Raw genomic sequence first — 23,531 nt, 5'->3', positions numbered from 1 at the left:
GCGAGAGCCTGCATCAATCGCACCGTCTGGGACATTTTTCCGGTGAGGAACGTCTTTTTACGGAAGAACTATCCTATTTATACGAGTAAACGGTCAGTATGCCAGCCATTCCCGCCAGGTAGGCAGCACCAATTCCGCGAACGCGGCATATCCGGCCGCCCCGGGATGCGCCCCGTCACCCGCCCGCACCTGCGCCATCCAGACCGGATCGGCCGCCAGCCGGTGAACGCTGCCGACATAGCGGACCCCGCTCTCGGCGCAGACCTTCGCGAACAGCTCATCGAGCGTGGCGATGCGGCGGTTGTGCGCCGGGTCGTCGACCGGCGGCGGGCCCACCACCAGCACCGGCCACTCCCGCCCCCGCGCGCCGGCGAGTACCGCGATCAGATTCGCCACCGAGTTGCCGGCGTCCACCCGGGTCCGGTCCCCTACCTGCATGCTGTCGTTGACCCCGAACGAGAACACGACCCGGCCCTGCACATCACGAGGCAGTCGGGGCTCGCATTCCGCCCGCCACCGGGCGGCGATCTCGGTCGAGGTCTGCCCGCGGATACCGAGGTTGTAGGTGGTGGGCGCCCGGCCCGCGGCATGGGCGTGCGCCGTCAACCGGCCCGTCCAGCCCAGAGCCTGCGGGTCACCGACCCCGGCGACGAACGAATCGCCCACAAAACAGATGCGTAGATCACTGCTCACCCCCCGATTCTGGCAGCGTGTTGATGTGTATCGTCCGGCTCGGCCTCCTGCATACTCACCAACTGGTGGGCACGGGCGGCCGACCGGCTTCACCTCGATCCGAAAGTACCGATACGACATGCGAGTCGACGGGCGGGAAATCCCGGTAACGGGCAACCTGCTACAACCGCTCACCCGGCGGACCAGCGATATCCTGCGCGTCGTATTCGCGATCATCGGGGTGGCGGTGGTGATCGCCGGATCGTTGATCACCCGGCCCGAATGGCTGGCGCTGGAACGTTCGGTCTCCAATATCGTCGGATTCCTCAACGCCGACCAGTCGAACCTGGTGTACCTGGTCTACGGGATCGCCATCCTGATCCTGCCGTTCGCGATCCTGGTGGAACTGGTGTGGGGCGGGCATTGGAAACTGCTCGCCGGCTACGCCACCGCCGGCATCGTGGCAGGGCTGCTGCTGTCCATCACACCGAGCGGGCTCTCGGCGCCGCAGTGGCATCTGCAGGTGCCGGAGAACCTCGCGGACAAGACCTTCCTGCAGCAGTTCCTCGACGATCCGCGCTGGATCGCGATGCTGGCCGCGGTGCTCACGGTATCGAGCCCGTGGCTGCCGGTGCGGCCGCGGCGCTGGCTGTGGGTGCTGATCCTGGCCTTCGCGCCGATCCATCTGGTGGTCAGCACCGTCGTCCCGGCGCGCGCCATGTTCGGGCTGGCGCTCGGCTGGCTGGTGGGCGCGGTGATCGTGCTGCTGGTCGGCACACCCGCGCTGGAGGTACCGCTGGACGCGGCGGTCCGCCAGCTGGCGCGCCGCGGCTATACCGTCAACCGGCTCACCGTCGTCCGGCCCGCCGGCCCGGGCGCGCTGATGCTCTCGGCGACGATCGAGGAACGCGAACGCGCGCTGGTGGTCGAGTTGTACGGAAAGAACCAGCGCACGCTCAGCGCCGTCCGGCAGCTCTGGCGCCTGGTGACCTTCCGGTCCAGCGAGACCGCGCCCCTGCACGGTTCCATGCACCGCGCGGTGGAGCATCGCGCGCTGATGGCCATAGCGCTGGGCGATCTGGGCGTGGCCGCGCACCGCCCGGTAGGGGTCGCGGCGCTGCCCCGCGGCTGGATGCTGTACGCGCATACCCTGCCGGCCGGCCGCTCCATCGAACAGGACCCCACCGATACGGCGGCGCTCGACGCGGTCTGGCGGGCACTCACCGTGCTACGCGAACGCGGGATCGCGCACGGCGAACTGCGGCCCGCGGAAATCCGGGTGCACAACGGCGACGCGAAATTCGGTGGGTTCACCACGGCCGAACTGTGCGCCTCCGACGCCCAGCTGCAATCCGATATCGCCCAGCTGCTGGTTTCCATGGCCGCGGTGTTCGGGCCGGCGGCGGCGGTGCGTTCGGCGATCGGCGTACTCGGTGAACAGACCGTGCTCACCGCATCGCGCCGGCTGACCAAATTCGCCATGCCCCGCGGCATCCGCAACTCGATCGCCGGCTGGAAATCGGTGGTGACCGCGGCCCGCGACGAAGTGCGGACCCAAACCGGGCAGGACCGGATCGAGGCCGAGCAGATCACCCGGTTCAACCGCAAGAGCCTGTTGCAGCTGGTGCTGCTCATCGGGCTGGTCTACGTCGCCTACCCGTTCATCAGCGCGGTTCCCACCTTCTTCACCCAGCTCCGCGAGGCCAACTGGTGGTGGGCGCTGGCCGGGCTGGCACTGTCGTCGCTGACCTACCTCGGCACCGCCGCCGCGCTGTGGGCCTGCGCCTCGGGCGTGGTGAAGTACTGGCCGCTGGTGCTGATGCAGATCGCGAACACCTTCGCCGCGACCACCACACCCGCGCGGGTCGGCGGTCTGGCGCTGAGCGTGCGATTCCTGCAGCAAGGGGGTGTCGGGGCGGTCCGCGCCACCGCGGCGGTCGCCTTGCAGCAGGCGGTGCAGGTGTCCACGCATATCGGCCTGCTGGTGCTGTTCAGTGTGGCCGCCGGAACCTCGGCGGACCTGTCGCATTTCGTACCCTCGCCCACCGTGCTCTACCTCATCGGCGGTGTGGGGGTGGGGATCGCCGGCACCTTCATGTTCGTCCCGAAACTGCGCCGCTGGCTCAACAATTCGGTACTCCCGCAGTTGCAGGAGGTGGTGGCGGAACTGGCCCGCCTGGCCCGCGACCCGAAACGCTGCGCCGTGATCGTGCTCGGCTGCGCGGCGCTCACCCTCGGCCAGGCGCTGGCGCTGTGGGCCAGCGTCCAGGCGTTCGGCGGCGGGACGACCTTCATCACCGTCACCATCGTCACCATGATCGGCGGCACACTGGCCTCGGCCGCACCCACCCCCGGCGGTGTCGGCGCGGTCGAAGCGGCGCTCATCGGCGGCCTGGCCGCCTTCGGGTTGCCGGCCGCGGTCGCCGTCCCGTCGGTACTGCTCTATCGCGTGCTCACCTGCTGGATCCCGGTCTTCTGCGGGTGGCAGGTGATGCGCTGGATGACCGAAAAGAACTGGATCTGAGCTCTATATATTGCGCCGCCTCCGCCGCCGCGAGTTCGGGGCCCCCGGATGTCTCGTTCTTCACTCCGCCGCTCCTCCGCTTCGCTCCACCGCTCTGTCGCTCCAGAACGAGACGGGCCCCGAACCAGAACCGTCAACTGGTGTGGAAGGCGTCCGTGGTGGTGCGGAGACCGGCGCTGGCCAAGGCGATGTTGGAGAGCGAGGCGGTGTGTATGTGGGGGTCGGCGGCGGCCACGCAATCCGCGACGGTGTAGACGGTGAAGCCGAGGTCGGTGCCGTGGCGGGCGGTCTGCTCGACCGTGAGGTTCGTCGCGACACCGGTGAGGAACAGGGTGTCGATATCGTTTTCCACCAGCCAGCGCGGCAGATCGTTGCCCGCCAGACCCGACAGTTTCTGGTTGTCGACGATATGGTCGGCCTGCCCGGCCATCTCGTCGATCAGCCGGCTACCCGCGGCGTCCGGCCGGAACTCGTGCTGCGCCGCGCCGACCGACTCCATGAACGCGGTGTTGCGCACCAGCCGCCCCTCGCCCTCGGGGACGGTGAACCGGGTGAAGATGATCGGCAGCCCCAGCGCGGCGGCCTTGTCGTGGAAGTCGGCGGCCCGATGGACCACCCCGGCGGCAGCCACCGGTTCGGCCAGCATGGGGCCGAAGAACCCTTCCGGGCGAATGACATTCACTTGCCAATGCAAGGCGAGAACAGCAGCGTTTCGATCCGGCATGCCGTAGATCCTCGGTCATCGGCGGCGGCGGCGCACAGCGGGGCCGGAACAGTCCCGGGAACACCGGGCGGACGATACGGCGCGGCGCCGGAGGCGGAGATCAGCCGACCGTCCGACCCGGCGCCGCACCCGGGCGTGGTACCGGCTACGCGTTGTCCTTGCGCAGTTCCACCTTCACGACCTTGCCGCTGGCGTTGCGCGGGAGTTCCGCGACGACGACCAGATCCTTCGGATGCTTGTAGCGGGCCAGGTTCTCGTTGAGGAACGGTTCCAGTTCGGCGAGGGTGAGTTCGCCGTCGGGATCGTTCAGGGCGACCACCGCCACCGGGACCTCGCCCCATTTCTCGTGCGCCCGGCCGATCACCGCGGCCTCCCGGATCTTCGGGTGGGCGAACAGAACGTTCTCGACCTCGGCGCAGTAGATGTTCTCACCGCCGGAGATGATCATGTCCTTCTTACGGTCCACGACGTAGATGAAGCCCTCTTCGTCCCGACGCACCAGATCCCCGGAGTGGAACCAGCCGCCGGCAAAGGCGTCCGCAGTGGCCTCCGGCTTGTTCCAGTAGCCCTGCATCATGGTGGGACCGCGGTAGACGATCTCCCCGACTTCGCCGGGCGCCACATCGTTCATCTCGTCGTCGACGATGCGGGCCTGGATGGTGGGGATGACCTTCCCGACCGAGCCGAGCTTGCGGATGGCGTCCTTGCCCTCCAGCACGCAGGTGATGGGCGACATCTCGGTCTGCCCGAACACCGCCACGTTGAAGGCGTCCGGGAAGGAATCGGCCATCGCCTTCAGCACCGTGTCCGAGGCGGGGGCGGCGCCCCAGCTCAGCGCCTTCAGCGCCAGCTTGCGCTGTTTGACGGTCGGCTCGTCGCAGATCAGCTGCCACTGCGCCGGGACGCAGAACGCCGTGGTGGCCTGTTCGGCTTCCACCGCGTCGAGGAATTCGGTGGCGTCGAACGCGCCCAGCGGGTGCAGCACCGTCTTGGTGCCGAGCATGAAGGCGGGCGCGAGGCTACCGAGGCCGGCGATATGGAATAGCGGGGAGGTGCAGAAACCGACGGAGTCGATCTCGATTCCCAGAGCCCGGATACAGGTGACGGCCTGGGCGTTCATATTGCCGTAGGAGAGGATGGCGCCCTTCGGGCTACCGGTCGTGCCGGAGGTGTACATGATCAGGCACGGGGTGTCTTCGGGGATGTCCAGCGGGGTGTGCGGGTCGCCGCCCTCGGCCAGCGCGTCCGCGAAGCCGATCACGCCGTCGCCGCTGCTGCCACCGATCACGAAGCAGTGTTCGAGCCCGGGCGCCTGGCCCTGTACCGCGGTGGCCAGGGGCTGCAGCACCGTATCGGTGACCACGGCCTTCGCCCCGCTGTCGCCGACGATATAGGCGACCTCGGGCGGGGTGAGCCGGAAGTTCACCGGCACCGCGATCGCGCCGAGCGCATTGATACCGAAGACCGCCTCGAGATATTCGGGGTAGTTGAGCGCCAGGATGATCACCCGGTCACCGAAGCCGACGCCACGGCGGGCAAGTGCGTCGGCGAATTTCAGCGACCGTTCGTGCAGCTGACGCCAGGTGGTGTCGGCGCCGCGGAAACGGATCGCGACCTCGTCGGGCCGCATCACCGCGTGCGTGGCGAGCTGGTTGTTCCAGTGATTGCGACGCGAACGGATCGGCTCGTCGAGGGCCTGCGCACCGGTGGTCATCCCACGTACTCCTCTCGGTACCGCGTGACCCGCCGGAGTGTCCGGCGCCACACGCGGTGTGAACATGTCGGCAGAATAACAATTCACTTCCCCGGCGGCAAGGAAATCGGAGCCGAATAGCGGTTAATCCGGAGGAACTGGGCCGTGGCAGAAGTTCACGCGCGTTGACGGGCGTATTTGCGACGATACCGACACATCAGCGGGCCGACCAGCAACCCACAACTCGGTCACTTATGCGAATCACGACTCACTTCCAGGGTTGATCGCGCTGTGATCCGCATGGCACCATGCAGCATGCGCGGACTATCCGCGGAAAGTGAGGAGAGCACGCGATGCTGCGGACCAGGTTCACCGAGATTTTCGGTATCGAACATCCGATCGTGCAGGGCGGGATGATGTGGGTCGGCCGGGCCGAACTCGTCGCCGCCGTAGCCAACGCCGGGGGGCTCGGTTTCATCACCGCACTCACCCAGCCGACCCCCGACGATCTCCGTCGCGAGATCGAGCGGACCCGCGAACTCACCGATAAGCCGTTCGGGGTGAACCTGACCATCCTGCCGTCGATCAACCCGCCCCCGTACGAAGAGTATGTGCGCGCCATCGTGGACAGCGGCATCAAGATCGTGGAGACCGCCGGCAGCAACCCGGAGCCGTTCCTGCCCGCTTACCGCGAGGCCGGTATCAAGGTCGTGCACAAGTGCACCAGCGTCCGGCACGCGCTCAAGGCGCAGAAGATCGGCGTGGACGCCGTCAGCATCGACGGTTTCGAATGCGCCGGGCATCCCGGTGAAGACGATGTACCCGGCCTGGTGCTGATCCCCGCGGCCGCCCGCGCGCTCACCATCCCGATCATCGCCTCCGGCGGTATCGCCGACGCCCGCGGCCTGGTCGCGGCGCTGGCGCTGGGCGCCGACGGCGTGAACATGGGCACCCGGTTCCTGTGCACCCAGGAATCCTCCATCGACCGGCAGGTCAAGGAGAAGATCGTCGCCAACTCCGAACGCGACACCCAGCTGATCTTCCGCACCATGCACAACACCGCCCGGGTCGCCGACAACGAGATCAGCCGCAAGGTCGTCGAAATCGAGAAGGCGGGCGGCAAGTTCGAGGACGTGCGCGAACTCGTTTCCGGGGCCCGCGGCCGCCGGGTGTTCGAGGAAGGCGATCTGGACGCCGGGATCTGGTCGGTCGGCCTCTGCCAGGGCCTGATCGAAGACATCCCGACCTGTGCCGAGCTGATCGGCCGGATGGTCACCGAGGCCGAGGAACTGATCAACGCCCGGCTGGCCGGGTTCGTTTCCGCCTGACCCCGGAGCCCGCGCCGGACATATGGCGATAGTTCCGGCGCCGGAGTGCGGGAAGCCCTCTCGACGGGTCGGCTTCCCGCACTATGCCTGGGGTCAGTGTGGTGTTGCCCACCGGTGGCAGGGATGTCGATATCGCGCCCCGGCGGTCACCCGGGTTCACGCAGCGCGATGGACCGCGGCTCGATCCGCACGGTGCCGGTCCGGTGGGTCCGGCGACGTTTCAGCGCGCCGCCAAGGCCGCGACCGCGTCGTAGTCGTGGGCGGCGACCACCTCGATATCCGCGGGCAGTGCATGCAGACGGTGGATGGTCTCGAAGGCGCGGTCGCGATCGGCATCGAACAGTTGCCCCGGCATCGGCGCCTTTTCCCGGACCATCGCGATCTGCAGCCGGTTCCACACCGCGTCTCCGGCCAGCAGCACCCGGCGGCCGTCGGCGGTGGCCAGGAGTACGCCGATACTGCCCGGGGTGTGTCCGGCCAGATCGACCAGCAGTACCGAACCGTCGCCGAACAGGTCCAGGCTGCGCTCGAAGGTGAGCACCGGCGGTCCGTCCAGTTCGAGCGGGTCCAGGCTGCGCCCCCGCAGCGGTGCCCGCACCACACCGGCCGGCGCGTGCGGCCCTTGCAACGCCCAGCTCAGCTCCGCGGCGGGCAGTCGTACCGGCACCGAATCGGGGAGTTCGAGCACACCCGAAATATGGTCCCAGTGCAGATGCGTCGGCAGCACGAAATCGATGCTTGCCGGATCGATATCGCGGGCGGCCAGGGCGTCGCCGAGGCCGAGGACCGGCTTGTCCGGGGCCACCAGCAGTGGGATCGGGAACGGCAGCGCCGGCAGAACGCGCTGGTGCACATGGGCACAGAGAGCCGGGTCCACCAGAAACCTGGCCTGCGGATGTTCGACGAAATAGGCACCCATCGCCATCGGCAGGTGCCCGAGACTGCGCGCGCCCTCGGCCACGATGGTGGTCGGCGCTTTCATCCGGCCCTGCAGCAACACGCTCACTTCGACACTCGCCCGCACCGGCGGTGGCGGCACCGATTCGAGCCGGGCCAGCAGCCGGTTGTCGGCCTTGCGTGGCCGCAGCAGCCGCGCCGGTGTGGCAGCCAGCGCCGCACAGCAGCGCAGCAGCGTGGGAACGGTCGGGGTTCGCCCATCGACGGAAGCAGCCACACCGCAACGGTACCGGCCGCACCGGGCCCGGACAGCCGGATGAACCCCGGTAGGCCACCGCCGGGCCCACCGGGCCGGGGCAGCGAGTACGAATCCGGATGTGGCGAATCGGCGGCGGGCGTTGGGCCTGGATAAACCCGGGCGTCGAGTCGGCCGCGGTGTCAGAACTTCGTGAACCGGGGCACCGCCGCCTATCAGAACTCTCCATCCGGCGGGGCCGCCCGGTGGCCGGCAGCACGCGGACCTGCCGGGCCGTCCACCCGCCGACTGCCCGCGGAGAGCGATACCCGCCCCGGCGCGCCCACGTGAGTGTGCGGCCGAATTACTCCCGCAGACGGCGCCCCCGGCGGTGATGGCAGTCGGAGTCGAGACGTCGCGTCGGGTAGGCGCCGGCTACCTTCCGGCCGACCTCCTCGCCGCCGACGGCCGTCCGGCGGTACCCGCTGATCCGGTGCCACCGCCGGAACCAGCTCACGGCGAGCAGGTTCGATCCGGCACACGAGAGCCGCACTGCGGCAATGGGTTTGCTTGGCTCTCGGTAACCACCCGCGCGGAGCGGAGACGCGTTCCACCGGCCCGCGTGCTTTCCGGCGACCCGGATTCTTCCGGCATAATCGTGGCGTGAGGCCGGACCCGCAGCTGCTGTCTCGGATTCACGGCACGCCGATGAGCTCGACGCACAGCATGCCGAGTAGCCGGATGAATTCGCGTACGGTCCACCAGGGCCGCACGCCGCCGTCTCCGCCGCCGGGTCCATGACCGGTTCGCGCAGCGGGGTGGTTTTCCTGTTCTCGCCGGACGGCGGCGAACACGATCGGATGGGGCGGACGCTGGCCGGTCGCTACCCCGCTTTCGCGGCGGCGGTGACCGGAACCGGTGATGCCGTCGTGGCGGCAGGCGGACCGCGCGTGTGGACACCGCGCCACGGGTTCCGGCACCCCGGTTCGGCCCGGTGGCCCGAACTGCGATATCGCAATCCGGAATTCGCCCAGCCCGCACTTTTCACTTACCAGGTCGCCACCGCGGCACTCCTCATCTCCTGGGGAGTCCGGCCCGATGCGGTGATCGGGCACGGCCTGGGTGAGGTCGCGGCAGCCGTGACCGCCGGTGCGCTGTCCCCGGCCGATGCCGCCCGGGTGGCCGTCGCACGTGGCCGCGCTGCACACCGGATGGCGAGCACCGATACTGTCGCTGAGCTCGCCGCTCCCGTATCGGAGGTGCGGCGGCTGGTGCAACCGGTGCACGACCGGGTCGCGATCGTGGCCGTGCACGGGCCGAATTCGGTGCTGATCTCCGGCCCGCAACGCGCTGTCGACACCGTCGTCCGCCGCGCGGAGCGGCGCGGAATCGCCACCACGCACACCACCGTGTTCTCACCCGCGCACGCCCACCCCGCGGCGGCGGCCGCATTACGTGCCGAACTCGGACCGCTGCGTCCGGTCGCCCCGAAGATCCCGATATATTCCACCGCCCGGCGAGGTGCGGCTCTCGAATCGGCCGCGGCGGGCGTCGACTATTGGATCGAAAACTTCACCGGCACAGCGGACCTCGACGCCGCACTGGAGCGGGCGCAACGGTCGGGGGCGACCATGGTGCTGGAGGTGGGCCCGGATCCGGTGCTCTGCGGTGCGGTGCGCGCGGCCGGCCGGTTCGCCCACAACATCTACCCCACCGCACACCGTGACGACGAGGGAACGACCTTCCTGACATGCCTGGCCCAGGTCCAAGTTGTCCGCGCGACGGCGAGCAGCCGCCGGGAAGCCGCTGGCGGACCGGACCCGGGCCGGCCCGATACCGCGGGCACCGACGACCGGTCAGCACGCGGTACGGGAAACGGAAACGATTGGGCCGCAGCGACTTCGCTCGAATCGAAAGTCACCGAACCGGGTGACCGGCCGCATCCGGAACCGGGATCCCCGGGGATCGACCACACCGGGAGAGATATGCGGGCGGAGGTCGCGGGCGCCGGAACGCTGGCTTCGATACGGCACCACAATGACCTCCCACCCACAGATATCATCGCATGGACCCGAATGGTCGACGCCAACAGGGCTATCCGTTTTCTGACCGCTCGGGTAGCGCTGGATTCACCGATGCCCGTCGATACCGCGGGAACGTATGTGGTGAGCGGTGGGCTCGGAGCACTCGGATCGGTGGTGGTGCGCCGGCTGCTGGTTTCGGGCGCTCGCGATGTCCTGGTTCCCACCCGTTCGCCGCGCCCGGTCCCACCGCTGCTCGACGGTTTCGAGGACAGGGTCGTGGTGGTGCGTTGCGATACCGCCGACCGGCTCGATCTCGACAACGCGTTGCGCGATATCCGCGAATCCGGGTGCACGATCCGCGGTGTGGTCCACGCGGCGCAGGTTTTCGAGGACACCGCGATCGCTGCCATGGTGACCGCGGACGGCGCAAGGGCGGCGGCCGGCGGCGCAGTAGGCGCGGCGCCGGGTGAACCGCGGGATCCGATACCGAGCGCCGGACGGCTGGCGCGGCGGTTCGCCCGGATTTCCCCGGCCGCTGCCAATCTCCTCGAACTCACGGCCGCGGATCCGGTCGCGTTCTTCGCTGTGTTCTCCACACCGTTCGGCGGGGTCGGCACGGCGCCGGAACCAGCACCGGTATCCACGCGGTCGTGGATGCATCCGGGCTAGCGCCACGGCCCGAGAGCCGATGCGGTTCTCGGATCCATCAGAGGTATGGGCCAACGCCCGATTCTGGTCACGTATCGGCGTCGGCCGGTCGGTCCGAAGCGGATGCCCATGCGGCAGCGCGGGGCGCATTCGGCAAGAGGACGCCTTCCGGGCGCGACCCGAGCACATGGGGGCCGGCGGACTCGACGGAAGGTACGCGGACCGGATTCAGCGCTCGGCCCGGCCGAGGAGGCGGTCCGTTTCGCGGCGCTCCCGTTTCGTCGGCCGGCCGGTCCCGCGGTCCCGCTGCGGAAGGGAGGCGAGAACTTCCTTCGGCGGCGGGGGTGGACTGCGATCGATCAGGCATTGGGCGGCGATCGGAGCACCGACCCGTTTGGTGATCACGCGTTCCACGATGACGATCCGCTCGATACCCGCGCTGCGGATGCGGACCTCGTCACCGGGCCGTACCGGTTGCGCCGGTTTGGCCGTTGCGCCGTTGACGCGTACGTGACCGCCGCGGCACGCGGCCGCGGCAGCCGATCGAGTCTTGAACAATCGGACCGCCCATACCCAGGAGTCGACCCGGGCCTGGGCCGGACCGTTGTCCGGCGCGGAGGGAGCGGGGCTCACTCCTTAGACGATACGACGGGCAGTGACCACATCGTCGGGCGACAGGTTGGTGTAGCTGACCGGCTCGCCGGACTGCACCGCGTTCAGGAGCAGGCCGTCACCGGCGTACATCCCCACGTGGCCGCCACCGTTGGTGATGACGATATCCCCGGGCCGCAGATTCTGGAACGCCACCGGCGCACCCACATGGGACTGTTCGAAGCTGGTGCGCGGCAGTTTGATACCGGCCTGCTTGTAGGCCCACTGCACCAGACCGGAGCAGTCGAAGTTGTAGGGACCCGCGGCGCCCCAGGAGTACATGGCGCCGACCTTGGTCTTGGCGGCTTCCAGGGCGATATCCGCCGCCGTCTGCTGCTTCGGCGGTTCGGGCATGGCCGGCGGGGCGAAATTCGGCAGCGCGGGCGCCCCCGGCATCATTTTCGGCGCCTGCTCGAGTGCCTGATTCAGCTGCTGGTTGAGCTGTTCCGCCTGGGCGGCGTACTGGTCCGGAACCTCGACATCGAACTTGCCGACGCCCGGGACGTCGATCGTGGTCGTCGCGGCCGAGGCAATCGCGGGCATCGTGCCCGTGGTAGCGGCCAGAGTGCCCATGACGAGCGCGCCCTTGACAGAATTTGGCAGCTTGGATTCTCGCTGCAAGCTGTGCTTACCCACCGAGCTCCGTCTCCGATCTTCGTGCTCTCCCACCGTCGCGAACGCGCGTCGTGCGTAAATCGCGACGGTCTGCGATGGCGGTGACCCGTGGCGCCGCCTCACTGACGAAACGACTCGACTCCACTAAGTCACAAAGAGGTTACGATGCCTGCCCGGCGTTGTCCAGCCGAACGGCCCGCGTTTTCTCGCGAGCTGGGAGTACAGGTGTAAAGCCCTGGGGCAGAAGGGATTTTCCGGACGCAGCGAGGTCACGGCACGGTCTCGGCGGGCGTGTCGGCCGTGATCCGGACAGGTCGTGCGCTTCCCCGCTATCTTTGGATAGGCCCGTCTAGGACACGGCATAGATTCGCGCATATTCACCGATCGGCCCGCTACGGTAGGAGAGTTATGGACCCCGTGCGGAACCCGTACGCGCCCGGCGCCGGACAACGCCCGCCCGAACTCGCCGGACGCGGTAAACAACTCGACGCCTTCGATATCGTCTGCGAGCGCATTGCCCGGGGCCGCCCGGAACGCAGCGTGATGCTCACTGGACTGCGCGGGGTCGGCAAGACCGTATTGCTCAACCAGTTGCGTTCATCCGCGGGCACTCGCGGCTGGGGTACCGGGAAAATCGAGGCCCGCCCCGATCAGGAGCTGCGGCGGCCGCTGTCTTCGGCACTGCACATGGCGGCCAGAGCGATCGCCAAGACCCACCACAACAGCGAACGCGTCGACGATTTCCTCGGAATTCTCAAGGCTTTCGCGCTACGCGCCACCGCGGACAAGGGAATGCGGGAGCGCTGGCAGCCGGGTATCGACGTCCCGGCGGTCACCGGCCGCGCGGATTCCGGGGATATCGAGATCGACCTGGTGGAACTGCTGACCGAGGCCGCGGGGCTGGCCGCCGATATCGGGGTGGGCATCGCGATATTCATCGACGAGATGCAGGACCTGGGCCCGGCGGATATCTCGGCCATCTGCGGCGCGTGCCACGAATTGAGCCAGGATGCCGCGCCCCTGATCGTGGTGGGTGCGGGCCTACCGCATCTGCCCGCGGTGCTGTCGGCCTCGAAGAGCTATTCGGAACGGCTGTTCAGCTATCACCGCATCGACCGGCTGGACCGCGAATCGGCCGATCAAGCACTCATCGCCCCGGCGGAGCGCGAAGAGGTGAAGTTCTCCGACGAGGCGCTCGAGGCGCTGTACCGCAAGGCCGATGGCTACCCGTACTTCGTGCAGGCCTACGGCAAGGCGACCTGGGACCAGGCGCCCGGCAGCCCGATCACCGCCGAAGACGTGGAGGTCGCCGCGCCGACCGCCGAGGAAGAGTTGGCCGTCGGCTTCTTCGGCTCCCGCTACGAGCGCGCGACCCCGGCCGAACGCGAGTACATGCGTGCCATGGCGGATCTGGCAGGCGACGACGGCCCGGTCGCGACCGCGGCGGTGGCGGCGGAGCTGGGGCGTAAACCGGCATCTCTCTCCCCGGCCCGCGACGGACTGATCAAGAAGGGCCTGATCTATTCGGCCGAACGCGGGACCATCGGTTTCACGGTTCCCCATTTCGGCCGCTACCTGCGCAGCGTGACCACCTGACAGTTGTCGCTACCGATCTGTTCCGTTATCTAGCGTTGTTCGTAGGCTCGGGAAGATTGCCGGATCGACGGGCCACCACGGGCCCACATTCCGCGAGTGGCGCGCCGGCCGCGTTCGCACACCGGCCGGATCGGAGCCATCGCCTACGGCGAAGCCCCTCGATTGCGACGCGACAGTTGTATTTCGATGTCTACAGAACCCGCTAGACACCGGTAGACAACCCGATCGATGTCCACCCGGACTGCGTGACCTGCCCCGCCCAATCCGCCGATCGGCCTTTATACGCATCTCTAACTGCCTGGCTAGATAGCGGAATAGTTTGCATACCTCGGCAAATCGATAGCTCTCTTCCGACCTCTAGCGGGAACCCTGGACGGCCCGGCGCAGGCCTTCGACCAGCCCATTCCACCCGGGCTCGCCTCACACCCGCTCGGCACAGTTGTACACATCGGCTCCCAACCGCAACCCGATCTTGATCATCCGACGAGCCGGAATCGCGTTTTTGCCGTACTGTGTTGTAGATCACCTTGTGTGGTCGGTCACAAGCTACGCCGGATGGCCAGTGCAGCCCACGCGGCGTCACACACACCGCGACCGGTGAGCAAATCAGGAGGTATCCATGACACGTAGCGACTTCGCGGAACTCCGGTACGCCGTAAACCAGCTCCGTCAGTCCATCGGCGTACTGCGCTCCCACTACGGGGACGCGGGCACCGTCCGCCGGCTGGAGAACGATCTGGAACGGCTCTGCATCGATGCCGACGAGTTCGAACAGAGCCCGCCGCCACCGGTGGCCGGACGTGCCCAGGAGCCCATCTACGTACCCGACAGCAAATCCGACGAGTCGGCATGGATGGGCGCCCAGGACGAGGGTCTCGGCTTCCACTCGCGGCCGCGCACCCAGTAGCGCCACCGAGTTCACCGTCGGATAACTGAACCTCCCGCCCCGGGCCTACGCCCGGGGCGTCGAGAGCGGCCGGTCGCCGGAGAGGCGGCCGGCCGTTCGTGTTTGCGGTGTATTCACCCGACAAGATCGTCAGTAAATGTGGCGCAAATCACTACGGCCGAGGGCCCACGAGATTGCCCGGACCCCGCTCGACCGATAGCAACCCTGCCGTATGGTGCTCAGCATCACATTCGATCGCGGAGGCCTTCCGGCTTTCCGCACCGCCGATCAGTGAGGCATCGACCAGTGAGTGCCGCAACAACCACAGCCGCTCCCGAATCGGGAACAGGTGTATTCAGCAGAACCCGGGCCCGGATCAACGCCCGCACCCTACGCACGGATCGGTGGTGGCTACCTCCCCTGATCACCGTCGTCGGGCTGGCCGCGTTCGTCGTCTACGCGACCGTCAGATCGTTCGTCCGGACCGCCTACTGGGTGCCGGACTACCACTATCTGACGCCGTTCTACTCGCCGTGCCTGAGTACCTCGTGTGTCGAGGGATCGAGCCATTTCGGCACCCCGTTCGGCGATCTGCCGATGTTCATCCCGCTGGGTTTCCTGGTGCTGCCGTTCCTGCTCGGTTTCCGGCTCACCTGCTACTACTACCGCAAGGCCTACTACCGGTCGGTGTGGTTCTCGCCCCCGGCCTGCGCGGTGGCCGAGCCCCATACGAAGTACACCGGGGAGACCCGGCTGCCACTGATCATCCAGAACGCGCACCGCTATTTCTTCTATGTCGCGGTACTCATCTCGGTGATCAACACCTACGACGCCATCGGCGCCTTCCACGGGAAAACCGGTGGCTTCGGAATGGGGCTGGGCAGCCTGATCCTCACCGGGAACGTGATCCTGCTCTGGGCCTACACGCTGTCCTGCCATTCCTGCCGGCATATCGCGGGCGGCCGGCTCAAACATTTCTCCGCCCACCCCGTGCGCTACTGGCTCTGGACCCAGATCTCCAAGCTCAACACCAGGCATATGCAGCTGGCCTGGACCACGCTCGGCACCCTCGTGCTCACCGACTTCTACGTGATGCTGGTGGCGAGCGGCACGATTTCGGATCTTCGCATCATCGACTGAGGAGTTTGGACGGCTATGCCCGAAGTGGAACGGCACAACTACGACGTGGTCGTGATCGGTGCCGGAGGTGCCGGACTACGCGCTGTGATCGAGGCCCGCGAACACGGCCTGTCAGTGGCGGTCGTATGCAAATCCCTGTTCGGCAAGGCACATACCGTAATGGCCGAGGGCGGTTGCGCGGCCGCCATGGGCAACGCGAACGAGAAGGACAGCTGGCAGACCCATTTTCGCGACACCATGCGCGGCGGGAAATTCCTGAACAACTGGCGGATGGCCGAACTGCACGCGCTGGAGGCTCCCGACCGGGTGTGGGAGCTGGAAACCTATGGCGCCCTTTTCGATCGGACCCCGGACGGCCGGATCAGCCAGCGCAACTTCGGCGGTCACACCTATCCCCGGCTGGCGCATGTGGGCGACCGGACCGGTCTGGAATTGATCCGGACGATGCAGCAGAAGATCGTTTCGCTGCAGCAGGAGGATTACGCCGAAACCGGTGACTACGAGGCCCGGATCAAGGTGTTCGCCGAATGCACGATCACCGATCTGCTGAAGGACGGCGACCGGATCAGCGGCGCCTTCGGCTACTGGCGTGAATCCGGCCGTTTCATCCTGTTCGAAACTCCGGCGGTGGTACTCGCGACCGGCGGGATCGGCAAGTCCTACAAGGTCACCTCGAACTCCTGGGAGTACACCGGTGACGGGCACGCGCTCGCCCTGCGGGCCGGCGCCCGGCTGATCAATATGGAGTTCCTGCAGTTCCATCCCACCGGGATGGTCTGGCCGCCGAGTGTGAAGGGCATCCTGGTCACCGAGGGGGTGCGCGGGGACGGCGGGGTTCTCAAGAACACCGAGGGCAAACGCTTCATGTTCGATTACATCCCCGCGGTGTTCAAGGGCCAGTACGCCGAAAGCGAGGAAGAGGCCGACCAGTGGCTGCGCGACAACGATTCGGCCCGCCGCACTCCCGACCTGCTCCCCCGTGACGAGGTGGCGCGAGCGATCAACGAGGAGGTCAAGGCCGGCCGCGGCACCCCGCACGGTGGCGTCTACCTCGATATCGCCTCCCGGCTGACGCCCGACGAGATCACCCGGCGGCTGCCGTCCATGCACCACCAGTTCAAGGAACTGGCGGATGTGGATATCACCAAAGAGCCCATGGAGGTCGGCCCGACCTGCCACTACGTCATGGGCGGTATCGAGGTCGAACCGGATACCGGGGCAGCGCACGTACCCGGACTGTTCGCCGCCGGGGAATGTTCCGGAGGTATGCACGGCTCCAACCGGCTCGGCGGCAACTCGCTGTCCGACCTGCTGGTTTTCGGTCGGCGGGCCGGGCTCGGCGCGGCCGAGTACGTCCGGAAACTGGACCAGCGGCCGGCGGTCTCACAGACCGATATCGCCGCCGCCGCCGAAATCGCCCTCGCGCCGTTCGATCCGCCGGAGGGCGGTTCGGGCGAGAACCCCTACACCCTGCACACGGATCTGCAGCAGACCATGAACGATCTGGTCGGCATCATCCGCAAAGAGCACGAGGTGCGCGAGGCGATCACCCGGCTCGAGGCGCTGCGCGAACGGTTCGCGCACGTCACCATCGAAGGGCATCGCCAGTTCAACCCGGGCTGGCATCTCGCCCTGGATATGCGCAATATGCTGCTGGTCAGCCAGTGTGTCGCGCAGGCGGCGCTCTTGCGCACCGAAAGCCGCGGCGGGCACACCCGCGACGACCATCCGGGGATGGACCCGCAATGGCGCAACAAGCTGCTGGTCTGCGCGGTCGAGGGAGAGCCCGGCGAGACGGGCATACCCGACGTCTCGGTCACCGTGCAGGACCAACCGCCGATGCGGCCCGAACTGCTCGCGCTTTTCGACCTCGGTGAGCTGGAGAAGTACTACACCCCGGCCGAACTCGCCGGGCATCCGGCGGCAGTCGAGGGTTCGGCGGACCACGACGACCGCGCATCGAATTCCGAGGAGGCGTGAGGCGATGAGTTACGACGCCCAGTTCCGCGTATGGCGCGGCGATTCCGATTCCGGGGACCTACAGGATTTCACGGTGCCGGTGAACGAGGGCGAGGTGGTTCTCGACATCATTCACCGGCTGCAGGCCACGCAGGCGCCGGACCTGGCGGTCCGGTGGAACTGTAAGGCCGGTAAATGCGGTTCGTGTTCGGCGGAGGTGAACGGGCGGCCGCGCCTGCTGTGTATGACGCGGATGTCCACGTTCACCCCCGAAGACGTCGTCACCGTGACACCGCTGCGGACCTTTCCGGTGATCCGGGATCTGGTGACCGACGTGTCCTACAACTACGAAAAGGCACGGGAGATACCATCTTTCACGCCGCCACCCGATCTGAAACCGGGCGAGTACCGGATGAAGCAGGTGGACGTCGAGCGGTCGCAGGAATTCCGCAAATGCATCGAATGCTTCCTGTGCCAGAACACCTGCCATGTGGTGCGTGACCACGACGAGAACAAGGAAGCGTTCGCCGGGCCGCGATATCTCATGCGTATCGCGGAACTGGAAATGCATCCGCTGGACGTGGCCGATCGCCGCGACGAGGCCCAGGAGCAGCACGGGCTGGGCTACTGCAATATCACCAAATGCTGTACCGAGGTGTGCCCCGAACACATCAAGATCACCGACAATGCGCTGATCCCGATGAAGGAACGGGTTGCCGACCGCAAGTACGACCCGATCGTCTGGCTCGGCAACAAACTGTTCCGGCGCTGAGCACCCGCCGCGGGTGTGGTCAGAGCATCGCGACCACACCCGTGGCGACCAGCGCCACGAGCACGCCGACGAACAGTGCCGAAAGCACCGAGCCGGTGAGTACGTACACGCCCACCGCGGCCGCCGCAAAGAGCAGGCCGACGATCAGCCACGCCACGCCGTCGCTGGGCCCCAATTTGCGGAGCCGAGGATGATGAGAATTCTTTATCCCTCGGTCCACATATTGTTGTCTACCCGTTACCCGGCCGGGCAAACCCCGCACTGACCAGGTTGTATCGGATGAACCGAGACCCCGCGCAACATCACGGACGGTCGAATTCACCGTCGCGCACACCGGCCGTGAACGCCGCCCATTCCCCCGGGGTGAAAACCAGCACCGGACCGTCGGGGTTCTTGCCGTCGCGCATTCCGACATGACCGTCGGCGAGCATCGCGATCTCGACACTGTGCGATCCGGGTGCCCCCTCCGGCGGGCTGCTCACCCACTGGGCTCCGGAAAGATCCACGTTCGAACCGTTATCGATGCTCATTCAGGGTTCTCCTCCATCAACCGCGAATTTTCTGCCGAGTGCGCCGTGCGAGGGCCGGCGTTCGTGCGCGATGCTACGCGCTTCGCCCGGGCCGCTGGGCCGGATATCCGTCCGACCGGCTTCTTCCGAACTCGATGCGGCAAAAACGCCGAATATCACCCGATCCGGGCGGTTCTCGGCCTATGGTGAGCTGTTGGTCGTATGAGCACACCCGGAAACCCACCGCGGGCAACAGGAGTCGCCGCGGGTTCACAAGGAGGTCGTGTGTGATGCGGTTGAATATGAGCACCCATATCCCCACCCTGCTCGACTGCTGGGACGATCCGGGCATGATGACCCCGGAACAAGCGCATTCGGCGATGCAACTGCACCTGGACTGCACGGTCGATATGTGCCGGGTACGCCGCCGCGCCCGGGCCACGCTCGTCGATTCCGGCCGCTGCGTACTGGACAATCGGGCGCTCCAATAGCGCCGCCGAGTGCGCCACGCTCCGAGCCCGGAGCAATTCCGATAGTTCAGTGGTGGCGGTGGTCGGTGATCGGAGCGCGCGGCCCGAACCGCGGTTTGCGGGCTTGACCACTGATTTCGAGCAGCCGGATCGTCCGGTAGCGATGCGGACGGACCGGCTCGAGGTATTCGACCATTTCCGCGTCGTCGATATCCCGGCCCAGCAGGGTCCAGCCCACCAGCGACGCGAGGTGGAAATCGCCCACCGATAGCGCGTCGGCGTCCCCGAACGCGCGCTGCGCTGTTTCGGCGGCTGTCCATTCCCCTATACCCGGGATGGTGCGTAATCTGCGCGCCGCCTCCGCCGGCGGCAGGTCCGCGGTGCGCTCCAGCGAATCCGCCACCCGCGCGGCACGCACGATGGTCTGCGACCGCTGCGGCCCCACATTGGCGCGGTGATAGCTCCACGAAGGGATCCGCGCCCATGTCCCCGCATCCGGTGGAACCCGCATACCGGCCGGCGCCGGCCCCGGCGGTTGCTCGCCGAAACGGTGCACCAGTGTCCGCCACGCGGCATGTGACGACACGATGGTGACCTTCTGCTCCAGGATGGCGGGGACCAGCGCCTCGAACACGCGACCGGTGCGCAGCATCCGTAAACCGGGATTGCGCTGGTGGGTGGCGGCGATGGTGGGATGGATCGCCACGAAATCGTCGACGTTCTCGTCCAGGCAGAACATCCGGTCGAGCTGGTCGAGGAACTCCGCGGCGCCCGCACCCCAGGCGTCCGCGGTGACCGTGCGGGGGTCGGTCTGGCTCAACCGGTAGGTGACCGGCCCGCTCGGCATGCGCGAGGCCCGCCAGTGCGCGCCGTCGCTCTCGATCCGATGGCAGGGGTCGCCGGGCCCGCGGCGCAGCGGCGCCAGGCTGTGCGCGAGATCGATGGGACCGCCGGCGGTCAGCACTCGGGTCAACCGAGCAGGCACTGCCGGGGGGTCCGCGGATCGAAGGGGCACCACGCCATTGTGCCCGGCCCGGTACTACGTCATCGTGTCGGCGCGGTAACAGAGCGGATTTGCGAGACGATAGGAATCGAGTTGAGCAAATCAGTGGCTGCTGCCGTGACCGGAGGTATTCATGATCACCAACGCGCTCAATTTCCTGCTCGATATCTGGGGTGCCGTTTTCGCCGGCAGCTCCGGGTACGAGATCCAGCCGGGCACCTTGCCGTCCGGTAGCTGAATGTCGTGGCGAGCGGCCCACGGCCGCCCGCGCGCACCTGCCGGCACCTGATGTCCGGCGAAATCACCACTGGCCCAGCAGTATCTGCGCCAGATGCCGACCGCGGACCGCGGCGAGCTGGGCGGCTTGGGTACGGCAGGAGAAGCCGTCGGCCAGGAAAACGGCGTCATCGGGCGCGTTCGCCAGAGCGGGTAGCAAGCCGTTGCCGGCGACGGCCACCGATACGTCGTAGTGTCCGCGCTGCATTCCGAAATTACCGGCCAGACCGCAACATCCGGCGATTTCGGTCACCCGCACACCCATCATGGCAAATATCCGGCGATCGGCTTCGAAGCCCAGTACCGAATGGTGATGGCAATGCGGTTGCACCACGATCGACCGGCCGGGATATTGCGGTGGGCGCCAGTCCGGTTGTGCCAGCAGAAATTCGGCGAGGGTGCGCACCGCGTCCGCGACCGGGCGCGCGCGGGGGTCGTCGGGCAGCAACTCGGGTAGATCGGCGCGCAGGGCGGCCGTGCACGAGGGCTCCAGCCCGATCACCGCGCCACCGGCGCGGATATGCGCATCGAGGTGGTCGAGCGTCGCGCGCAACCGGGCCCGCGCGCCGTCCAGTTGTCCGGTGCTGATCCAGGTGAGCCCGCAGCACACCTGCCGATCCGGTAGCAGCACGCGGTAACCGAGCGAGTTCAGCAGCGCCACGGCCGCCTGCGCGATCTCGGGATCGAAGGCGTTGGTGAAGGTATCCACCCAGAGCATCACCGTCTGCGCGGAATGATCGGCGACCTGCTGTTTCGCCGATTCGTCCCGCCATATCCGGCGGAACGGCCGGGCCGCCAGTTCCGGGACCGCGCGCCGGGGGTCGGCACCGGCCGCGCGCAGGCCCAACCGGCGCAGTGGCCCGCTGCGTGCTCCCGCGTTGACCAGTCGCGGTATCCGGGTCGCCGCGGCGAGCCACCGCGGCAGCATGCCCAGCGAGTAGTGGTCGCGCGGGCGCGGGCGGCGGCGGTAGCGGCGGTACAGGGTTTCGGACTTGTAGGTCGCCATATCCACGCCCGCCGGGCAATCGCTCCCGCAGGCCCGGCAGGAAAGGCACAGGTCCAGCGATTCGGCGACCGCGGGCGCGGACCAGTCGAGTTCGCCGCGCACCACCTCCTGCAGTACCCGGGCCCGGCCCCGGGTGGTGTCCTTCTCGTCGGCCGTCGCGAGGTACGACGGGCACATGAAACCGCCGGTGGTGCGGGTATCGGCCCGGCATTTGCCCACACCCACGCAGCGGTGCACCGCGGTGGACAGGTCACCCGCGTCCCGGTCGAAGGCGAAACCACCGGCCGATGCCACCGGTCGGAGCCCGCGTAACCGGAGGTCGGCATCGAGCGGGCGGGGCGCGACCAGAACCCCCGGATTGAGGACTCCGGCCGGGTCGAACAGCGCCTTGAATCCGGCGAATACCGCGCGGACCTGGGGCGAATACATGATCTCCAGCAGTTCCGAGCGCGCTCTGCCGTCGCCGTGTTCGCCGCTGAGGGAGCCGCCGTACCGCACCACCAGGTGTGCCGCATCCGTCAGGAACGCATGGAACCGGTCGGGGGCGGCGGCGATGGGCAGATCGAGACGCACATGCATGCACCCGTCGCCGATATGCCCGTACAGCAGCCCGTCGAGTTTGTACTCGCCCATCAACTCGTCGAAATCGCGCAGATACGGGCCCAAGCGGCCCGGTGGGACCGCAGCGTCCTCCCAGCCGGGCCAGGCGGGCTGCCCGTCGCGGGTACGCCCGGCCAGTCCCGCGCCGTCGGCGCGGATTCGCCACAGCGCGGCGGCGGCGGCCGGGTCGGCGATGATCCGGGTATCGAGGGCACCCGACACCCGGCGCAACTGTTCGGCGGCGGCCTGTGCCGCGGCCGGGGTCTCACCGGCCAGTTCGACGAACAGCCAGCCGTTACCCCGCGGCAGATCGGGCACCTGCCGGCCGTGCGCGCGCACCATGTCGACGAGTCGCGCGTCGATACCTTCCACGGCCACGGGCGCCACCGACACCACCGCCGCGATATCGTCGGCCGCGGCCGGCAGATCCGGGTAACCGAGGACGACGAGCAGCGTCGCGGCGGGAATCTCGACCAGTTCCACCTCCGCTTCCAGCAGTACACCGCAGGTGCCCTCGGTACCGACGAAAGCGCCGGCCACCGAACTGCCCCGCTCCGGGAGCAGGTGTTCCAGGCCGTAACCGGAAGCCTGCCGGTCGAACCGGCCGAGATCGGTGCGCAGTACCGCGAGCGCGGAGCCGGTGAACTCGGGGAGCCCGGGAACAACGGCCAGATCGTTCGCGAGCCGGCGCTCGGTGCCGGTACCGTCGAGGATCCGCAGCTCACGCACCCGGTCGGAGGTCCGCCCCCAGGCAACGGCATGCGGCCCGCACGCGTTGTTGCCGATCATGCCGCCGAGCGTGCAGCGGTTCTGGGTGGACGGGTCGGGGCCGAAGCGCAACCCGTGCGCCCGCGCCCGGCGCTGCAGATCGGACAGTACGACACCCGACTGCACGCGAGCGGTCCGGCGTTGCGGGTCGATATCGGCGATACCGTGCATGTATCGGCTGAAATCACAGACGATGCCGGGGCCCACGGCATTACCGGCCACCGAGGTCCCGCCGCCACGCGCGGTCAGCGACAGGCCTTCGGCACGGGCGAATTCCAGCGCCGCGACCACCTCGGCATCGCCCCGGGGGAACACCACGATCTCGGGCAGCACCCGGTAGTTGGACGCATCGGACGAATACTCCACGCGGCGGCGATAGGAGGCGTCCACCACGTCGGCACCCAGGCGGGCACCCAGTTCCCGCGCGAGCGCCTCCCGCCGCCTGTCCAGGTCGGTCACATCGACAAGCCTAGGGGTTGCCTGGCGCCCGCTCCGCGTCTTACCGGGTCCGCGAGCCCACCGCACTCGCCGAGAA

At 67.8% G+C, this 23,531-nt stretch carries 19 protein-coding genes; 9 read left to right on the top strand and 10 right to left on the bottom strand.

Annotation, left to right across the window (positions count from 1 at the left end; translation table 11 throughout):
* Nucleotides 1–93: 93 nt before the first annotated feature.
* Nucleotides 94–693: a GDSL-type esterase/lipase family protein gene (locus ACQEVO_RS31095; protein ID WP_432919981.1), complete on the bottom strand. Its 600-nt coding sequence runs from the start codon at nucleotides 691–693 to the stop codon at nucleotides 94–96.
* Nucleotides 694–811: 118 nt separating this feature from the next.
* Between ACQEVO_RS31095 and ACQEVO_RS31090 the strand changes: the two genes are divergently transcribed.
* Nucleotides 812–3,196 (top strand): lysylphosphatidylglycerol synthase transmembrane domain-containing protein, encoded by a 2,385-nt coding sequence (locus ACQEVO_RS31090; protein ID WP_432919980.1) that lies wholly within the window; start codon nucleotides 812–814, stop codon nucleotides 3,194–3,196.
* 133 nt (nucleotides 3,197–3,329) lie between these two features.
* On the opposite strand, the gene ACQEVO_RS31085 is transcribed toward ACQEVO_RS31090, so the two are convergent.
* Together ACQEVO_RS31085 and fadD5 are read right to left on the bottom strand one after the other, a co-directional pair.
* On the bottom strand, nucleotides 3,330–3,920 hold the full coding sequence (locus ACQEVO_RS31085; RefSeq protein WP_432919979.1) for a cysteine hydrolase: 591 nt from the start codon (nucleotides 3,918–3,920) through the stop codon (nucleotides 3,330–3,332).
* Nucleotides 3,921–4,065: 145 nt separating this feature from the next.
* Nucleotides 4,066–5,634 (bottom strand): fatty-acid--CoA ligase FadD5, encoded by a 1,569-nt coding sequence (gene fadD5 / locus ACQEVO_RS31080; RefSeq protein WP_432919978.1) that lies wholly within the window; start codon nucleotides 5,632–5,634, stop codon nucleotides 4,066–4,068.
* A 332-nt stretch (nucleotides 5,635–5,966) separates the two neighbouring features.
* Between fadD5 and ACQEVO_RS31075 the strand changes: the two genes are divergently transcribed.
* Nucleotides 5,967–6,941: an NAD(P)H-dependent flavin oxidoreductase gene (locus ACQEVO_RS31075; protein WP_432919977.1), complete on the top strand. Its 975-nt coding sequence runs from the start codon at nucleotides 5,967–5,969 to the stop codon at nucleotides 6,939–6,941.
* A gap of 220 nt (nucleotides 6,942–7,161) precedes the next feature.
* On the opposite strand, the gene ACQEVO_RS31070 is transcribed toward ACQEVO_RS31075, so the two are convergent.
* Nucleotides 7,162–8,115: an MBL fold metallo-hydrolase gene (locus tag ACQEVO_RS31070; protein ID WP_432919976.1), complete on the bottom strand. Its 954-nt coding sequence runs from the start codon at nucleotides 8,113–8,115 to the stop codon at nucleotides 7,162–7,164.
* Between the two features lie 755 nt (nucleotides 8,116–8,870).
* Here ACQEVO_RS31070 and ACQEVO_RS31065 point away from each other — a divergent pair.
* Complete coding sequence (locus ACQEVO_RS31065; protein WP_432919975.1) at nucleotides 8,871–10,766, top strand: acyltransferase domain-containing protein; 1,896 nt, start codon at nucleotides 8,871–8,873, stop codon at nucleotides 10,764–10,766.
* A gap of 207 nt (nucleotides 10,767–10,973) precedes the next feature.
* Here ACQEVO_RS31065 and ACQEVO_RS31060 read toward each other — a convergent pair whose 3' ends face one another.
* The gene (locus ACQEVO_RS31060) at nucleotides 10,974–11,378 is read right to left on the bottom strand and encodes an RNA-binding S4 domain-containing protein (protein WP_432919974.1); all 405 of its coding nucleotides are present in this window, start codon (nucleotides 11,376–11,378) and stop codon (nucleotides 10,974–10,976) included.
* A gap of 3 nt (nucleotides 11,379–11,381) precedes the next feature.
* Entirely contained in the window at nucleotides 11,382–12,032 is a 651-nt protein-coding gene (locus tag ACQEVO_RS31055; protein ID WP_432919973.1) for a C40 family peptidase, read from the bottom strand.
* 387 nt (nucleotides 12,033–12,419) lie between these two features.
* Between ACQEVO_RS31055 and ACQEVO_RS31050 the strand changes: the two genes are divergently transcribed.
* The 5 genes from ACQEVO_RS31050 (at nucleotide 12,420) to ACQEVO_RS31030 (ending at nucleotide 18,364) form a co-directional block, all read left to right on the top strand.
* Nucleotides 12,420–13,607 carry an AAA family ATPase gene (locus ACQEVO_RS31050; RefSeq protein WP_432919972.1) on the top strand — a complete coding sequence of 396 codons (1,188 nt, stop codon included), beginning with the start codon at nucleotides 12,420–12,422 and terminating at the stop codon, nucleotides 13,605–13,607.
* A 619-nt stretch (nucleotides 13,608–14,226) separates the two neighbouring features.
* Nucleotides 14,227–14,514 carry a hypothetical protein gene (locus ACQEVO_RS31045; protein WP_432919971.1) on the top strand — a complete coding sequence of 96 codons (288 nt, stop codon included), beginning with the start codon at nucleotides 14,227–14,229 and terminating at the stop codon, nucleotides 14,512–14,514.
* Nucleotides 14,515–14,799: 285 nt separating this feature from the next.
* Entirely contained in the window at nucleotides 14,800–15,633 is an 834-nt protein-coding gene (locus tag ACQEVO_RS31040) for a hypothetical protein (protein WP_432919970.1), read from the top strand.
* A gap of 15 nt (nucleotides 15,634–15,648) precedes the next feature.
* On the top strand, nucleotides 15,649–17,613 hold the full coding sequence (locus tag ACQEVO_RS31035; RefSeq protein ID WP_432919969.1) for a fumarate reductase/succinate dehydrogenase flavoprotein subunit: 1,965 nt from the start codon (nucleotides 15,649–15,651) through the stop codon (nucleotides 17,611–17,613).
* Between the two features lie 4 nt (nucleotides 17,614–17,617).
* Nucleotides 17,618–18,364 carry a succinate dehydrogenase/fumarate reductase iron-sulfur subunit gene (locus ACQEVO_RS31030; protein ID WP_432919968.1) on the top strand — a complete coding sequence of 249 codons (747 nt, stop codon included), beginning with the start codon at nucleotides 17,618–17,620 and terminating at the stop codon, nucleotides 18,362–18,364.
* Between the two features lie 19 nt (nucleotides 18,365–18,383).
* On the opposite strand, the gene ACQEVO_RS31025 is transcribed toward ACQEVO_RS31030, so the two are convergent.
* Together ACQEVO_RS31025 and ACQEVO_RS31020 are read right to left on the bottom strand one after the other, a co-directional pair.
* Nucleotides 18,384–18,539 carry a hypothetical protein gene (locus ACQEVO_RS31025; protein ID WP_432919967.1) on the bottom strand — a complete coding sequence of 52 codons (156 nt, stop codon included), beginning with the start codon at nucleotides 18,537–18,539 and terminating at the stop codon, nucleotides 18,384–18,386.
* Nucleotides 18,540–18,666: 127 nt separating this feature from the next.
* The gene (locus tag ACQEVO_RS31020; protein WP_432919966.1) at nucleotides 18,667–18,894 is read right to left on the bottom strand and encodes a DUF397 domain-containing protein; all 228 of its coding nucleotides are present in this window, start codon (nucleotides 18,892–18,894) and stop codon (nucleotides 18,667–18,669) included.
* A 269-nt stretch (nucleotides 18,895–19,163) separates the two neighbouring features.
* On the opposite strand from ACQEVO_RS31020, the gene ACQEVO_RS31015 reads away from it, so the two are divergent.
* A complete protein-coding gene (locus tag ACQEVO_RS31015) occupies nucleotides 19,164–19,364 on the top strand; it encodes a hypothetical protein (RefSeq protein ID WP_432923203.1) in 201 nt (66 codons plus the stop codon).
* A gap of 46 nt (nucleotides 19,365–19,410) precedes the next feature.
* Here the strand turns inward: ACQEVO_RS31015 and ACQEVO_RS31010 are convergent, their stop codons facing one another.
* Nucleotides 19,411–20,328 (bottom strand): DNA-3-methyladenine glycosylase family protein, encoded by a 918-nt coding sequence (locus ACQEVO_RS31010; RefSeq protein ID WP_432919965.1) that lies wholly within the window; start codon nucleotides 20,326–20,328, stop codon nucleotides 19,411–19,413.
* A 319-nt stretch (nucleotides 20,329–20,647) separates the two neighbouring features.
* Nucleotides 20,648–23,455, bottom strand: a complete 2,808-nt coding sequence (locus tag ACQEVO_RS31005; protein WP_432919964.1) for an FAD-binding and (Fe-S)-binding domain-containing protein — start codon at nucleotides 23,453–23,455, stop codon at nucleotides 20,648–20,650.
* Nucleotides 23,456–23,531 lie beyond the last annotated feature (76 nt).

The sequence above is a fragment of the Nocardia sp. CA-290969 genome (assembly GCF_050936135.1).
Taxonomy (GTDB): Bacteria; Actinomycetota; Actinomycetes; order Mycobacteriales; family Mycobacteriaceae; genus Nocardia.
The sequence above is the reverse complement of the archived record's forward strand: the minus strand, read 5'-3'. Positions and strand labels throughout refer to the sequence as shown.

Excerpts from the sequence above, each read along its gene's own strand:
- ACQEVO_RS31090 (WP_432919980.1), top strand. The coding sequence starts at position 812 with ATGCGAGTCGACGGGCGGGAAATCCCGGTAACGGGCAACCTGCTACAA.
- ACQEVO_RS31085 (WP_432919979.1), bottom strand. The coding sequence starts at position 3,920 with ATGCCGGATCGAAACGCTGCTGTTCTCGCCTTGCATTGGCAAGTGAAT.
- fadD5 (WP_432919978.1), bottom strand. The coding sequence starts at position 5,634 with ATGACCACCGGTGCGCAGGCCCTCGACGAGCCGATCCGTTCGCGTCGC.
- ACQEVO_RS31075 (WP_432919977.1), top strand. The coding sequence starts at position 5,967 with ATGCTGCGGACCAGGTTCACCGAGATTTTCGGTATCGAACATCCGATC.
- ACQEVO_RS31065 (WP_432919975.1), top strand. The coding sequence starts at position 8,871 with ATGACCGGTTCGCGCAGCGGGGTGGTTTTCCTGTTCTCGCCGGACGGC.
- ACQEVO_RS31050 (WP_432919972.1), top strand. The coding sequence starts at position 12,420 with ATGGACCCCGTGCGGAACCCGTACGCGCCCGGCGCCGGACAACGCCCG.
- ACQEVO_RS31045 (WP_432919971.1), top strand. The coding sequence starts at position 14,227 with ATGACACGTAGCGACTTCGCGGAACTCCGGTACGCCGTAAACCAGCTC.
- ACQEVO_RS31035 (WP_432919969.1), top strand. The coding sequence starts at position 15,649 with ATGCCCGAAGTGGAACGGCACAACTACGACGTGGTCGTGATCGGTGCC.
- ACQEVO_RS31030 (WP_432919968.1), top strand. The coding sequence starts at position 17,618 with ATGAGTTACGACGCCCAGTTCCGCGTATGGCGCGGCGATTCCGATTCC.
- ACQEVO_RS31020 (WP_432919966.1), bottom strand. The coding sequence starts at position 18,894 with ATGAGCATCGATAACGGTTCGAACGTGGATCTTTCCGGAGCCCAGTGG.
- ACQEVO_RS31015 (WP_432923203.1), top strand. The coding sequence starts at position 19,164 with ATGCGGTTGAATATGAGCACCCATATCCCCACCCTGCTCGACTGCTGG.